A 13,890-nucleotide genomic window follows, 5' to 3' on the forward strand; every position below is an offset into this window, starting at 1 on the left:
CATGAACAACGCAGTGAACAACGGGGTCTGGTCCGGCAGCTGGGTCGCCGAGCGGCTCGGGGTCGGGATCTCGGGGGACGACACGCTGACGCAGATGCTGGGACTGGCCCTGCGCCGCAACCCCAAGCGGGCCCACCTGCTCGTCTCCCACGTGCTGGGCAAGCACGTCCCGCAGCTCCCGTCCGTGGTGTACGGCCACGGTCTCGCCCTCGGCCGCAGGGTGCGGGACCTGCTCGGCGAGGCGGACAGCGGCCGGGCGGTCGTGCTGGGCTACGCCGAGACCGCCACGGGCCTCGGCCACTCCGTCGCCGACGGCCTGGGCCTCGCCCCCTACCTGCACTCCACCCGCCGGCCGGTGGCCGGTGTCGCCCCCGCGGGCGGCTTCGAGGAGTCCCACTCCCACGCGACGTCCCACCTGCTCCTGCCGGAGGACGCGACGCTGCTGGTCGGCACCGGCCCCCTGGTCCTCGTCGACGACGAGTTCTCCACGGGCAACACCGTCATCAACACCATCAGGGACCTGCACGACCGCTACCCCCGCGGCCGGTACGTGGTGGTGGCCCTGGTGGACATGCGCTCACCGGCGGACGCGGCCCGCCTGGAGGCCTTCGCCCGGGAGATCGGCGCGCGGGTGGACCTGGTGGCGGCGGCGAGGGGCACGGTCAGCCTCCCCGAGGACGTCCTGGTCAGAGGCCGGGACCTGGTGACCGCGCACGAGTCGGCCGACCCGGGGGCGCGGGGGCTCGCGCGACCCGACCCCACCGGCCGGCAGCCGGCACACCACCGGGTCGACCTCCCCTGGCCCCCCGGTCTCCCCGACGGCGGCCGCCACGGTTTCACCCCCGCGCACCGGACCCGCCTGGAGGCCGCCCTCCCGGAGATGGCCGCCCGCCTCGCGGAGGCGATACCCGAGGGCGCCCGCAGCGCCCTCGTCCTCGGCTGCGAAGAGCTGATGTACGCCCCCCTGCGCCTCGCGCAGGCGCTGGAACCGCTCACGGACGCCGACATCCGCTACAGCACCACCACCCGCTCCCCGGTCCTCGCCGTCGACGACCCCGGCTACGCCATCCGCAGCCGTCTCGTCTTCCCCGCGCACGACGACCCGGCCGACGGCCCCGGCGACCGGTACGCGTACAACGTGGCGGGCGCCGGGTTCGACGCCGTCGTGGCCGTCGTCGACTCGGCCGCCGACACCCCCGCGCTGCACGCCCCCGACGGCCTGCTGGCGCAGCTCGCCGCACACACCCCGCACGTGGTCCTGGCGGTCATCCCCTCGTACGTCCCCGAAAGGCTCCCCATGCTGCCCGAGCCCCTCCGCGGCCCCGCCTTCTCCTCGTACGCGCCCGAGGAGGTCGGCTGGCTGCTCCAGGACCTCTCGGACGTGACGCTGGAGGCACCGACCGAGGAGCGGGAGGAGGCCATCCAGAGCGGTGGCGCGCACTACGCGGAGTCGCTGCCGGTGGAGTACCAGCCGAGCGCGCAGTACCAGGAGCTGTTCCAGGCGGCGCTTAAGACCTCGGCCGCGCGGATCGCGCAGGCCGTGGGTGTCGTCACGGAGACCGTGATCGCCGAGCGCTCCCCCCGGCCCGTCCTCGTCTCCCTCGCCCGGGCCGGCACCCCCGTGGGCGTCCTGATGCGCCGCTGGGCCCAGTTCCGGCACGGCCTCGACCTGCCGCACTACGCCGTGTCGATCGTGCGCGGCCGGGGCATCGACGCCAACGCGCTGCGCTGGCTGGCCGCCCACCACGACCCGCGGGACGTGGTGTTCGTCGACGGCTGGACCGGCAAGGGCGCCATCACCCGGGAGCTGGCCGCGGCGATCGAGGAGTTCGAGGCGGCGGGCGGCGCCGCCGGGTTCGACCCGGAGATCGCGGTGCTGGCGGACCCGGGCTCGTGCGTGCGGACGTACGGCACCCGGGAGGACTTCCTGATCCCCTCGGCCTGTCTGAACTCGACGGTCTCGGGGCTGATCTCACGGACGGTGCTGCGGGCCGACCTGGTCGGTCCGGACGACTTCCACGGCGCGAAGTTCTACCGGGAGCTGGCCGGCGCGGATGTCTCCGTGGCCTTCCTGGACGCCGTCGCCGCCCGCTTCGGCGAGGTCGCGGAGGCGGTGGCCGCCGCGGCGAAGGAACTGCTCGCGAGCGACCGTACGCCCACCTGGGAGGGCTGGGCGGCCGTCGAGCGGATCAGCGAGGAGTACGGCATCCACGATGTGAACCTGGTCAAGCCGGGCGTCGGCGAGACCACCCGGGTGCTGCTGCGCAGGGTGCCCTGGAAGATCCTGGCGCGGGCCGGGGCGGGCGCCGATCTGGACCACGTACGGCTCCTGGCGGAGCAGAGAGGGGTGCCCGTGGAGGAGGTCGGCGAGCTGCCGTACACCTGTGTGGGGCTGATCCATCCGAAGTACACGCGCGGGGCGACCGGCGCCGACGGCAAGGCGGTGGCACTCTGATGGGCGTGCTGGTGGCGAGCGACCTCGACCGTACGCTGATCTACTCCTCCGCGGCGCTGGCGCTGACCATGCCGGACGCGCGGGCACCCCGGCTGCTGTGCGTGGAGGTGCACGAGGCCAGGCCGCTGTCGTTCATGACGGAGACGGCGGCCGCTCTGCTCACCGATCTCGGGGACGCGGCGGTGTTCACGCCGACGACCACCCGGACGCGCAAGCAGTACCTGCGGATCAATCTGCCGGGGCCGGCCCCGAAGTACGCGATCTGCGCCAACGGCGGCCACATCCTGGTCGACGGGGTCACCGACCAGGACTGGCACGCGGGGGTGCTCGCGCGGCTCGCGGAGCAGTGCGCGCCCCTGGACGAGATCCGGGCGCACCTGGAGGCCACCGCCGACCCGCTGTGGGTGCGCAAGCACCGGGTCGCCGAGGACCTGTTCGCCTATCTCGTCGTGGAGCGCGAGCTCCTGCCGGAAGAGTGGGTGAAGGAGCTGGCGGCCTGGGCGGAGAACCGGGGCTGGACGGTGTCGTTGCAGGGCCGCAAGATCTACGCGGTGCCGAAGCCGCTGACGAAGAGCGCGGCCGTGCGCGAGGTGGCCCGGCGCACCGGCGCCGAGCTGATCCTGGGCGCCGGCGACTCCCTGCTCGACGCCGATCTGCTGCTGGCCGTGGACCACGGCTGGCGGCCGGGCCACGGCGAGCTGGCCGACACGCAGTGGACGGCCCCCGGGATCACCGCCCTGCCCGAGCGGGGCGTCCTCGCCGGGGAGCGCGTCCTGCGGGAGTTCCTGAAGGCCGTCGGAGGGCCGCGGTAGCGGCGGTCAGCCGCAGCAGCCGCCGCCGCAGCAGCCGCCACCCCCGCCCCCGCCGCCCGCCCTGGGCGCGGGGGCGTTCGCCGTGCCGCCGACGGCGACGGCGGAGAGCAGTTTCACCGTGTCGTCGTGGCCGGCCGGGCAGGCGGCGGGGGCGGCGGACTCCGCCATCGGACGGCTCAGTTCGAACGTGTCGCCGCAGGTCCGGCAGCGGTACTCGTAGCGAGGCATGCCGACAGGTTAATGCTCATATGCCGGGCAGACCCCGTCACAGTTTTCCCTCTGTTTGCTTCTGTCGATTTCTTATGTGGAGAACTTGCGAAGGGCGCTGGTAATTTGAGGGTGCCGCGATGAACCGCGAGGTCGGGGGGATTCAGGGTTTGCAGCCGAGTCCACGGCAACCATGTCAGACCCTCGTACGTCTGTACGTCTGCCTGTGCGAGCAACACGAAGGTGCGGAGGGAGACGCGTAGTGGACCAGGTGGGGCAGGGGGAGGAGCCCCAAAGGCCGGACGAGACCATGCAGTTGAAGCTCCCCGCCGCTTTCCGGGCGGACGAGACCATGCAGCTGCGGGTGTCGGACATTCCTCAAGTTCCTGATGCCTCCGGGAGTGCGGAAAAGTCGCGCACTTCGGGAAATCGCCGCAAGGCCCCGCGTCCCTCCGTGTTTGCCCGAATATCCACGGTTCTGCGCGCCTGGCTGGCTCCCCTCGCCGCGATACTGGGCCCCTATGTGACTCGTGTCACTCCCTATGTCCGCAGGCTCCGCCCGCAGTACCCGCGCCCCGGCCGCAGCGGCTGGCGGCGCTGGATACCCTCCTGGCGGCAGAGCCTCGGAGGCTTCTTCGCCTCCCTGGGGCTGAGCACCTTCCTCCTCGTCGTCGCCTACGCGGCCACCGACGTCCCGCAGAACCTCAACTCGTACGCCACCCAGCAGGACAACGTCTTCTTCTGGTCCGACGGCACGCCCATGGCCCGCACCGGCTGGGTGCAGCGCCAGGCGATGCCGCTGAAGGACATTCCCGAGGACGTCCGCTGGGCGGTCCTCGCCGCCGAGAACGCGAGCTTCTACAGCGACCCCGGCATCTCGGTCAAGGGCATCGGCCGAGCCCTGTTCCGCACCGTCGGCCAGGGCGACACCCAGGGCGGCTCGACGATCACCCCGCAGTACGTGAAGAACGTCTACCTGAACCAGGAGCAGACGCTCGGCCGCAAGTTCACCGAGGCGATGATCTCCCTCAAGCTGGACGACCAGATGAGCAAGGACGACATCCTCGAGGGCTACCTCAACACGAGCTGGTTCGGCCGCGGCACCTACGGCATCCAGCGTGCCGCCCAGGCCTACTACGGCAAGGATGTCGGCGAGCTCAACGCCAGCGAGGCCGCGTTCCTCGCCTCCCTGCTCAGGGGCGCCGGCCTCTACGACCCGACCCTGTCCGGCGCCAACCGCGCCCGCGCCGTCGAGCGCTGGGGGTGGACCCTGGACCGGATGGTCAAGATCCACAAGCTGTCGAAGGCCGAGCGGGCCACGTACACGAAGTTCCCCGAGCCGCTGAAGAGCAACCCGCTGTACGACACCGGTGAGCAGAGCGACTACCTCGTGGAGCTCGCCACCCAGTACGCCAAGAAGTCCGCGGGCATCTCCGACAAGGACTTCGACCTGGGCGGCTACCAGGTCTACACGACCTTCGACAAGAAGCGCGAGGACAAGCTCACCAAGGCCGTCACCGCCGCCCGCAAGAAGGCCCTCGAGGACGACCCGAAGAACGCGAAGGCGGCCCACTTCGGCGCCGCCTCCGTCACCTCCGACGGACGGATCCTCGCCGTCTACGGCGGCCCCGACCACCGTACGCAGGGCTACAACGAGTCCAACGCCACCACCGTCCCGGCCGGCTCCGCCTTCCTGCCCTTCGTCTACGCCGCAGGGCTGGAGAAGGGCATCCACAAGACCCGCGACGGGGACGCCGCCACCGTCACCGGCGACTCGCTCTACGACGGCAACGACAAGGTCCTGCTGACCACCCCCGAGGGCTACTACTGGGACCGCAGCGGCAAACGCGTCGCCGCCGAGAACGACGGCGGCAGGTCCTACGGGCAGATCTCCCTGCACCGCGCGCTGGCGCTGTCGGTGAACACGCCGTTCATGCAGCTCGGCATGGACACCGGCCTGGACACGGTGCGCCGGACCGCGGAGGCCTCCGGCTTCCTCCCGTCCAGCATCGGCGCCCTGGTGCCCGCGCTGTCCCTGGGCAGCTCCACGCCCAGCGCGATCCGGATGGCGAGCGGCTACTCCACCTTCGCCGCGGACGGCAGGCACACCGAGCCGTACTCGGTGCTGCGGATCACCCGGAACGGCTCCGACATGCCCCTGGACACGCCGAAGCCCAAGCGGGCCATGCGCACCGCGGTGGCCGAGGAGGTCACCTCCGCGCTCACCGACTCCTTCCGCACCGCCCACCCGTCGGACGTGCCCCTCTCCTCCGACGGGTCCGCACCGGCGGGCAAGGCCGGCACCACCGCCAAGGACACCGCGGCCTGGTACGTCGGTACCGCCAAGAAGGTGTCCACCGCGGTCGTCGTGTACCGCATCGACCTCACCAAGAGCCTGGAACCGCTGCCTCTGGCGGGCATCGCCGGAACCACCGGCGACAGCGTCCCCTACGGCATCTGGTCCAGTGCCATGCGCCCGCTCGGCTGACCACCGAACGGGCCCCGCGTCCCCAACCCGAGAATGAGCCGCACATGAAGTCACCGTCGGGCCGCCGCCGCAAGGCCGTGGAACCGCGCCGCACCGCCGCCGCGCACCCAGGGTTCCTCACCCTGGCGGCGCTTCTCGTCGTCGCCTCGCTGATGGGCGGCTACCTGGTGCTCGGCCGTACCGGCAACACCCAGCCCACGGCGTCCTCGGGGGACACCAAGAAGGCGTCGGCGAAGGCGACCAAGGAGCCGGAGTGGGACGGCAAGACCCATGTCCTGGGGGACGGCTCCACCTCGTACACCGGTCCGCAGAAGGACCAGTTGAAGGCGGTACCCCTCAAGCCCGGTGAGCAGCCGCCCCAGTTCGTCGTCCTCTCCTGGGACGGCGCGCTCGCGGGCGACGACGGGCTCTTCGAGCACTACCGCGAGATGGCCAAGCGGTACGACGCCCACATGACCTTCTTCCTCACCGGCATCTACCTGTTGCCCAAGAGCAAGCGCGACCTGTACTCCCCGCCGATGCACGACAAGGGCGCGGCGGCGATCAGCTTCGCCACCGACGAACACATCCGCACCACGCTCGGACAGCTCTCCAAGGCCTGGCTGGAGGGCAACGAGATAGGCACCCACTTCAACGGGCACTTCTGCGGGGCCAAGGGCGGCGGCGACTGGAGCGTCGCGCAGTGGAAGAGCGAGATCGACCAGTTCTACGCGTTCGTGGAGAACTGGAAGACCAACACCGGTGACAAGGACATGGCCCCGCTGCCCTTCGACTTCAAGAAGGAGGTCACCGGCGGCCGGGCGCCGTGTCTGGAAGGGCAGGAGAACCTGCTCAAGGCGGCCAAGAGCTACGGCTGGCGCTACGACGCCTCCAACCCCGGCGGTCTGCAGGTCTGGCCGACGAAGAAGGACGGCCTGTGGGACTTCCCGCTCCAGGGACTCCCCTTCGGTGACATCCAGGCCCTGTCCATGGACTTCAACTTCCTCTACAACCAGTCGAACGGCGAGACCGAGGGCGACCCCGCCAGGTACGCCGAGTGGCAGCAACAGACCATCGACTCCTACATGTCCGGCTTCAACCGCGTGTACTACGGCAGCCGCGCACCGCTGTTCATCGGCAACCACTTCGAGAACTGGAACGGCGGCATCTACATGAAGGCCGTCGACCACGTCATCGAGAACGTGTGCACCAAGAAGGACGTCAAGTGCGTGTCCTTCAGGGAGTTGGCCGACTGGATGGACGTGCAGAAGCCCGAGACGCTGGCGGCGCTGCGCAGCCTGGACCCGGCCCAGTCGCCGGCCGACTGGTCGACCGTCGTGAAGTGACTGCGAAGTAACCAAACCTCAACCGAACCCCTCTTCACATCACCCACACACGCCGTGCAAAGATGCCCTCCCCGGCATCCCTCCGCCGGGCAAGAGGGGAAACATCAGTGAAGTCAAGGAAATTGAGCCGTTCGAGGCGCCGCGCCACGATACTCGGGGCGGCCGCCGCCTCGGTCGCGGCGGGGGCGGCGCTGCTCCCGAACTGGTCCGCGGGCGCCGCGGTCGTCGACGACCCCACGGTCGACGCGAAGACGAAGGCCACCTTCCAGCGGCTGGCCGACGCGGTCTTCACCGACCGCACCGATGCCCTGGTCACCGGCAAGCAGGGTGACCGCGAGACGCCGCTGACCGACGGCTTCTCCGGCAGCGTCAAGCTGTCCGCGGGCACCGCCCGCAAGGAGGACGCCGCCCTGTCCTCACTGGGGCAGCGCAAGGACAAGCTCGCCAAGGTCGGCGAGAAGTACAGCAAGGCCGCCACCACCGTCACCCTGAACGCCACGCGCGTGACGGGCCGTACGGCGAAGGCCGCGGTCACCGAGACCACGACCCTGACCTACGCGCACGCCACCGCCGGCCAGCCGCGGACCACCGGCTTCCAGGCGCGGCACGAGCTGACCTTCACGGCGGACCGGCGCGGCAACTGGCAGCTCACCGGCATCGCGGACACCGACCAGGGTGGCCTCGCGGTGAACACGCTGGCCAAGCCGGTGGCGTCCGTCAAGGTCACCACGGCCGACGACACCATGCCGAACGCCGCGCGCGCGGCGACCACCTGGAACCCGCCCGCCGTGCCGAAGACGGGCACCACGTACGACTACAAGGCCATGGCGGCCTACGCCGAGAAGTACGTGTTCAGCTACAACAAGGACTACCCGGACTACAACAACCACACCGCGGGCGGCGACTGCACGAACTTCGTCAGCCAGTCGCTGAAGGCGGGCGGCTGGAAGCACGTCCCGGGCTACGTCTACGACTACACCAAGTGGTTCGGCAACGCCGACATCCAGTCGGACTCGTTCGTCGGCGTCAACGAGTGGTCGTGGTTCGCGCAGAACTCCAAGCGGACCACCGCGCTGGCGAACGTCTACCAGCTGGAGGTCGGCGACGTCCTCCAGATGGACTTCGACCGGGACGGGTCCAAGGACCACACCATGATCGTCACGTCCAAGGCCAACGGCATCCCGTACGTGACGTACCACTCGAACAACACGTTGCGCCGGTCGGTGGCGAGCATCGTCGCGTCGTACCCGAACGCGTACTACTACGCCTACCGCACCTGATCGGACGACGGGGGCGATGACGGGGGCCAGTTCTCCCTGAGCTCCCGGTGGCGGTCCCGCTCCTCCGCGTACTCGGGGTGGCGGGCCCGCCAGTACGGGTTGTCGTGCGGCAGGGCCGATCCGACTCTGCCGTACATCCCGAAGACCAGCAGCAGGATCCCGATCACGAAGCTCAGCATGCAGTTCTGGATCTTGAACGCCAGGAAGTTGTAGTCCGTCTCCAGCAGCGCCATGTTCAGGAAGCCGCTGAGGATGAACAGGATCCCGAAGGTCATGTTGAGGGTGGACGCGAAGTTGCCGCCGATCACCATGCCCACGAAGAGCAGCAGTCCGACACCGATCGACAGCCAGCTCAGCGCGCCGTTGGTGTTCAGCCCCCAGACCTGGTCCCCTCCGGTGTCGAAGGTGCCGATCGCGTCGAGGACGCCGAAGATCCCGAAGACGACGAGCCCCAGGCCCATCAGCCCGGCCCCGATCCGGTAGACCAGGTTCAGCCGGTGGTCGACCGGCAGGTGGTCGTCGAGCCTGATCCGCCGACGGGCGTGCAGTGCGTGTGCGGCCATCTCCGCCTCCTTGCGCGTGGATGTGCCGGAAGAGGCCCTGTACGTACCCCAATATCCGCCCGCCCGGCCCCGGCGGCAAACGTCGGCGCGACGGCCCTCAGTGGCCCGCGCCGCGCTCCTCGCGGATCCGGGCCACCACGGCGGCCACCGCCTGACGCACCCCCTCCGTCTCGGTCAGGAAGTGCCAGTAGTCGGGGTGGCGGCCCTCCAGGGTGCCGATCGCCCGCTCCAGCCGCGCCACCGCGTCGTCCAGGGGGCGCGCGTCCCGGGGATCGGGCGTGTTGCGCCCGGCCATCGCCAGCCGCTGCGCGTCCCGGATCGCGAACCGGGTCCGGTCGATCTCGGCCTGCGGGTCCTTCTGCACGGCGTTCAGCCGGTTCAGCCGGTCACCGGCCGCGGAGACCGCCTCGTCGGTGGTGTTGAGCAGCGCCCGTGCCGTGGACAGCAGCGAGGCGGCGTCCGGCCAGCGCTGGGCGTCCCGCGCCGCCTGCGCCTCCCGCAGCCTCGCCTCCGCCTGCCGTACGTTCTCCGCGGCCTGCTCGGGCACCCGCTGGAGGTCCTGCCAGCAGGCCGCCGAGAACCGCCGCCGCAGCTCGCTCAGAATCGGGTCGACCTGGCCGGCGCGGGTCGTGAGCGCCTGCGCCCGCGTCCGCAGCGACACCAGCCGGTGGTCGATCTCCGCGGCCTTCTCCGGCAGCCGCTCCGCCTCCGCCCGGACCGCTGCGGCCTCCCGGGCCACCCGCTCGGCCCGCTCCAGCGTCTGCGGCACGCCGTGCTGTCCCGCGCCCTGGTTCATCCGGGTCAGCTCGGGCCCGAGGGCGGCGAGCCGGGCCGCCAGGTCGTCCGCCGTCAGCCCCGTCCGCCGTACGGCGTCCAGCGCGTCCGACGCGGCCAGCAGCGCCTGCCGGGCCCGCTCCACGGCGGGCGCCAGCCGGGCCAGCTGGGTCTCCGCCTTGCCCAGCAACGGGCCGAGCCCCTCGGCGAAACGATCCAGCTCCTTCTTGACGTTGCCCAGCTCGTCCTTGGCCCGGGTCAGCTCGGTGCGCGCCCGCGCGGCCGCCGAGGCCTCCAGGTCGTCCCGGTCGAGGTCATGGGCGTCGACCGCGTCGATGTACCGGCTGCTGGCCTCGTCGATGCGCCGGCCGATCTCCTCGAAGCCGGAGACCGCGCGCCGGGCCGCCGGGCTGTCGTCCACCGCCGTGATCGTCTCGATGGAGATCCGCAGATCCCGCTGGGCGGTGTCCAGCTCGTAGAACGCGGCCGCCGCCGCGTCCTTCGCGGCCTGCGCCTCGGCGCGCTGTCCCTCCGCCCGCCCGCCGAACCAGCGCCGGGTGCCGCCGCCGGCGAACGCGGCGGGCACCGCGAGCGCGACGACGAGCGGCAGGGCGAGCAGGGTGAGGGCGTCCCGCACCGGGCGGTGTGCGCGCGGCCCCAACGGCGAGTACGGCTGCGGTGGTGTCGCCGTCACATCCCTCTCCCGTGCTGTGATGCGCCTGAACCGGTGTTCATTCTCCCACCGGTTGAAGACGAACACACGGGCCGGTCAGTTCACCGTGCGGACCGGGACTTTCCCACCGGCGCCGATACATGTTTGCGGGACACGGCCCGGGGCAATGTAGGCTGTCGACTCGTCCTGGGTGCGTAGCTCAGGGGTAGAGCGCCTGCCTTACAAGCAGGATGTCGGCGGTTCGAAACCGTCCGCGCCCACCAGGAGACCGAAGGGCCCCCGGAGAGATCCGGGGGCCCTTCGCGTGCCCGGGGCGCGCTGTGTCTAGGATGGCCGCTGTGAACGGACTGTGGCGGCGGGCGGTGTGCGTGCTGGGGCTCCTCGTGGGCCTGCTCGGCATGCACGGGCTCGCGCCCGGGGGAGCGGCGTCCGCGCACGCGGAGCCGCGCCTGATGACGGCCGTCGCGGCCGTGGTGTCCGTCGCCCCCGCCGAGGGCCACGACGGCTGTGCGGGGGACGAGGGCCACTGCGGTGGCGGACACATCCGGCACGCCGACTCCACCTGCGCCTCGGCCGCCGTGAGCGGGGGACCGGTGCTGCCGGGCCTGCTGCCCGACCCCGTCCCGGTCGCCGGGGCGGACGAGACGCCCTGCTCCTTCGCCGTCGCGGCTCCCGACGCCGCCCGCGCGCCACCCTCCCTGGCGGAACTCCAACTCCTGCGGATCTAGACACCGCTGCGCGCACCCACGCCCCCTGTGACGGGCCGGCGGGGTGCGCCGACGTGTCCACGCACCCTTTTCTTCCCAGGAGTTCCCGTATGACCAGCACCACCCGCAGCCCGATCCGCCGTGCCGCGCTGACGGCCGTGACCGCGACGGCCGCGCTGCTCCTCACCGCGTGCGGCGGTGACGGCGAGTCCGCCTCGTCGTCGTCCGCCTCCTCGCCCTCCGCCTCGGCGGCGGTCTCCGGCGGCGAGCACAACGCCCAGGACGTCACCTTCGCGCAGGGCATGATCCCGCACCACCGGCAGGCCCTGCAGATGGCGGAGCTCGCCGCCGACCGTGCCTCCTCCGCCCGGGTCAAGGACCTCGCGGCCCGGATCGAGAAGGCCCAGGACCCGGAGATCGAGAAGATGACGGGCTGGCTGAAGGCCTGGGGCGAGGACGTGCCCGCGGAGGGCGCGTCGGCGGACGACTCCATGCCCGGCATGGACCACGGCTCCGGCGGCATGGCCGGGATGATGGACGACGCCCAGATGAAGACGCTGGAGAAGGCGTCCGGGGCGGCCTTCGACAGCGCGTTCCTGACGCTGATGGTCGAGCACCACGAGGGCGCCGTCGCGATGGCCGGAACCGAGCGGGACAAGGGCCGCTACCCGGCGGCCAAGGACACGGCCGACGACATCGTCACCGGCCAGACCGCGGAGATCGCCGAGATGAAGGGGCTGCTCGCCGGGAAGTCCTAGTCCGCCTCGCCGGGTGGGGTGTCGTGCACGTGCTTGAGGCGCGTGCGGGCCTCCACCCGGTCCTCGGCGGCGACCTCCGACCAGAAGCGGTGGCAGCTCACGAACACCGCGAGCTCGTGCTCGCGCCGCCGCAGCTTCTCCACCTCGGCCTGCTCGTCGGCCGTCCAGCCCGGGGACGCGGGGCGCTCGATCTTGCGCCAGCCGCCCGCGTCACTGAAACCGTCCAGGGGCTCCACCGACCAGGGGAGCCGCTTCAGCAGGGCCGAGAGCTCGGCCCGGACCTGATGCAGCTCCTCCTGACCGGCGCGCAGGTCGCTGGGAAAGTCATAGGTCTTAGCCACACGGCAATGGTACGCCTGTTCGATTTTGCGGGGCGAGCTCCTTCGGGGGGTTCCTGTGAACGTCTGTTCGACTAAGGGGCCGGGGGTCAGGGACCGGCCGTGCGGTCCCGCTTGAGGGCGGCGACGCCCATTCGGTCCGTGGCGTCCACGGCCCCGTTGAGGCGGTGGACCACCACCCAGGTGCCGTCCGGCAGGGCCCCGGCGAAGACCGAGGCACGGCCCACCGCACCGTTGTGCCAGAGCAGCTGCCCGGCCGTCTGCCAGCTCGGCGCGGGGTCCCCCAGCCGGCGCTCCACGAGCAGCCGTACGACCAGGTCGGCGGTCGCCCGGGGGGTCGCCCACAGACCGCCCCCGGGCAGCATCGCGCCGGTCATCGTCCAGGGCCGCCGGGTGCGGCCGAACCGTCCGGGAGCGAGCAGCCGCCGCTCCGGAGCGGGACGCGCGCTCACCTCCGTGACGTCCAGCGGGCGCAGCACGTGCTCCGTCACCAGCTCCTCGTACGACGCCCCGGACGCGGCGGCGGTCAGCACCGCGCCCAGCACCGCGTACCCGAGGTTGGAGTACTCCTCCGCCTCGCCCGGGGGACGGGTGACGAGCGTGTCCAGACGGCGGACGAGGGCGTGCAGCGCGGGGCCGTCGAAGGCGGCGTACGGGTCCCGGCGCGGGAGCGGGACGGGGGGCAGCCGGGGGAGACCGGAGGTGTGCCGGGCCAGGTGCAGCAGGGTGATCCCGGTCGCGGGGGCCTCGGGCAGCCACCGTTCGAGCGGGTCGTCCAGGGACAGCGCCCCGGCCGCCGCCATCCGGGTCAGCACGGTCCCGGTGACGGCCTTGGTGAGCGAGCCGATCTGGACGTACCGGTCGACGGCGTGCCCGTCGGAGAGGGCGGGCGGGGCCGCGGAGGTCAGGACACAGGTCGGGACACGAGACACGACGGGCCTCATTTTCCGCGCGGCGGTACCGCGCAAGCGGGCGTTCCGCCGGGCAGACGGTGACGGTTGACGGAGACCCAGCGGTAGACCGCCCGGGCGCAGGAGCGGATGCCGGGCAGCCGGACGACGCCGGCGAGTATCCGGTACGCCGCTGAGGGCGAGGTCGCCGTATAGCGGGCCAGGGCGTCGGCCCCGCCCGCGAGGACCGTGCCGCTCCGAAGCAACAGGACCTCGTGTTCGAGGCGTTCGCGGTGTGCCGAGGTCACCGAGGAGGGCAGGAACTGCCACGGAACGGCTTCCACCGTCGGCGCGGCGAGGGCGCGTAGGCGGTCGATCGACGTCTGGCAGAAGCCGCAGTCCCCGTCGTAGGCGAGCACCGGGCCGGGGCGGAGCGGGGGTGCTGACGCCGGGGCGCCGGGATGAGTCACGGGTTTTCCGTCCACTGGTGCGACAGGGCCTCTCGTTCGGCGGGGCGCGGGGCGCGGGGCGCGCGAGCTCGGGAACGACCCGGCCCGCGGTCGTCCGCGCCGGAACGTCCCCGGCCGTCCCGTGTCCTCGATTGATCGGCTCCTCGCGTG

The 13,890-nt window shown here is 71.7% G+C and carries 13 protein-coding genes and 1 tRNA gene; 8 read left to right on the forward strand and 6 right to left on the reverse strand.

The features are described from left to right. Position 1: 1 nt before the first annotated feature. Together AQJ58_RS03725 and AQJ58_RS03730 are read left to right on the forward strand one after the other, a co-directional pair. On the forward strand, positions 2-2,455 hold the full coding sequence (locus AQJ58_RS03725) for a phosphoribosyltransferase (RefSeq protein ID WP_067244692.1): 2,454 nt from the start codon (positions 2-4) through the stop codon (positions 2,453-2,455). Continuing rightward, entirely contained in the window at positions 2,455-3,267 is an 813-nt protein-coding gene (locus AQJ58_RS03730) for an HAD family hydrolase (protein WP_067244693.1), read from the forward strand. The genes AQJ58_RS03725 and AQJ58_RS03730 overlap by 1 nt, the downstream gene beginning before the upstream one ends. Before the next feature lie 6 nt (positions 3,268-3,273). Here the strand turns inward: AQJ58_RS03730 and AQJ58_RS03735 are convergent, their stop codons facing one another. Beyond that, positions 3,274-3,495 (reverse strand): FmdB family zinc ribbon protein, encoded by a 222-nt coding sequence (locus AQJ58_RS03735; protein ID WP_067244695.1) that lies wholly within the window; start codon positions 3,493-3,495, stop codon positions 3,274-3,276. 289 nt (positions 3,496-3,784) lie between these two features. Here AQJ58_RS03735 and AQJ58_RS03740 point away from each other — a divergent pair, with 289 nt between their 5' ends. The 3 genes from AQJ58_RS03740 to AQJ58_RS03750 all read left to right on the forward strand — a co-directional run bounded on the left by AQJ58_RS03740 (position 3,785) and on the right by AQJ58_RS03750 (position 8,567). Next, on the forward strand, positions 3,785-5,962 hold the full coding sequence (locus AQJ58_RS03740) for a transglycosylase domain-containing protein (RefSeq protein WP_079078726.1): 2,178 nt from the start codon (positions 3,785-3,787) through the stop codon (positions 5,960-5,962). A 44-nt stretch (positions 5,963-6,006) separates the two neighbouring features. Further along, complete coding sequence (locus AQJ58_RS03745; RefSeq protein ID WP_067244697.1) at positions 6,007-7,287, forward strand: polysaccharide deacetylase family protein; 1,281 nt, start codon at positions 6,007-6,009, stop codon at positions 7,285-7,287. A 107-nt stretch (positions 7,288-7,394) separates the two neighbouring features. After that, complete coding sequence (locus AQJ58_RS03750; RefSeq protein WP_199844520.1) at positions 7,395-8,567, forward strand: amidase domain-containing protein; 1,173 nt, start codon at positions 7,395-7,397, stop codon at positions 8,565-8,567. Here the strand turns inward: AQJ58_RS03750 and AQJ58_RS03755 are convergent. After that, positions 8,555-9,130: a DUF4383 domain-containing protein gene (locus AQJ58_RS03755; RefSeq protein ID WP_067244699.1), complete on the reverse strand. Its 576-nt coding sequence runs from the start codon at positions 9,128-9,130 to the stop codon at positions 8,555-8,557. The genes AQJ58_RS03750 and AQJ58_RS03755 overlap by 13 nt on opposite strands. 97 nt (positions 9,131-9,227) lie before the next feature. Beyond that, the gene (locus AQJ58_RS03760) at positions 9,228-10,598 is read right to left on the reverse strand and encodes a hypothetical protein (protein WP_067244701.1); all 1,371 of its coding nucleotides are present in this window, start codon (positions 10,596-10,598) and stop codon (positions 9,228-9,230) included. Positions 10,599-10,765: 167 nt separating this feature from the next. Here AQJ58_RS03760 and AQJ58_RS03765 point away from each other — a divergent pair. From AQJ58_RS03765 to AQJ58_RS03775, 3 genes are all read left to right on the forward strand, one after another. Continuing rightward, positions 10,766-10,840: transfer RNA gene (locus AQJ58_RS03765), tRNA-Val, on the forward strand. A 75-nt stretch (positions 10,841-10,915) separates the two neighbouring features. Beyond that, on the forward strand, positions 10,916-11,305 hold the full coding sequence (locus tag AQJ58_RS03770) for a DUF6153 family protein (protein WP_324613729.1): 390 nt from the start codon (positions 10,916-10,918) through the stop codon (positions 11,303-11,305). Between the two features lie 89 nt (positions 11,306-11,394). Next, positions 11,395-12,042, forward strand: a complete 648-nt coding sequence (locus AQJ58_RS03775; RefSeq protein ID WP_067244702.1) for a DUF305 domain-containing protein — start codon at positions 11,395-11,397, stop codon at positions 12,040-12,042. Here AQJ58_RS03775 and AQJ58_RS03780 read toward each other — a convergent pair. The 3 genes from AQJ58_RS03780 to AQJ58_RS03790 form a co-directional block, all read right to left on the reverse strand. After that, positions 12,039-12,383: a hypothetical protein gene (locus AQJ58_RS03780; protein WP_067244703.1), complete on the reverse strand. Its 345-nt coding sequence runs from the start codon at positions 12,381-12,383 to the stop codon at positions 12,039-12,041. The genes AQJ58_RS03775 and AQJ58_RS03780 overlap by 4 nt on opposite strands. Positions 12,384-12,469: 86 nt before the next feature. After that, positions 12,470-13,312 carry a serine hydrolase domain-containing protein gene (locus AQJ58_RS03785; protein WP_234359944.1) on the reverse strand — a complete coding sequence of 281 codons (843 nt, stop codon included), beginning with the start codon at positions 13,310-13,312 and terminating at the stop codon, positions 12,470-12,472. Between the two features lie 8 nt (positions 13,313-13,320). Next, on the reverse strand, positions 13,321-13,740 hold the full coding sequence (locus AQJ58_RS03790) for a thiol-disulfide oxidoreductase DCC family protein (RefSeq protein ID WP_067244707.1): 420 nt from the start codon (positions 13,738-13,740) through the stop codon (positions 13,321-13,323). Positions 13,741-13,890 lie beyond the last annotated feature (150 nt).

The organism is Streptomyces sp. DSM 15324, from assembly GCF_001514285.1.
Taxonomy (GTDB): Bacteria; Actinomycetota; Actinomycetes; order Streptomycetales; family Streptomycetaceae; genus Streptomyces.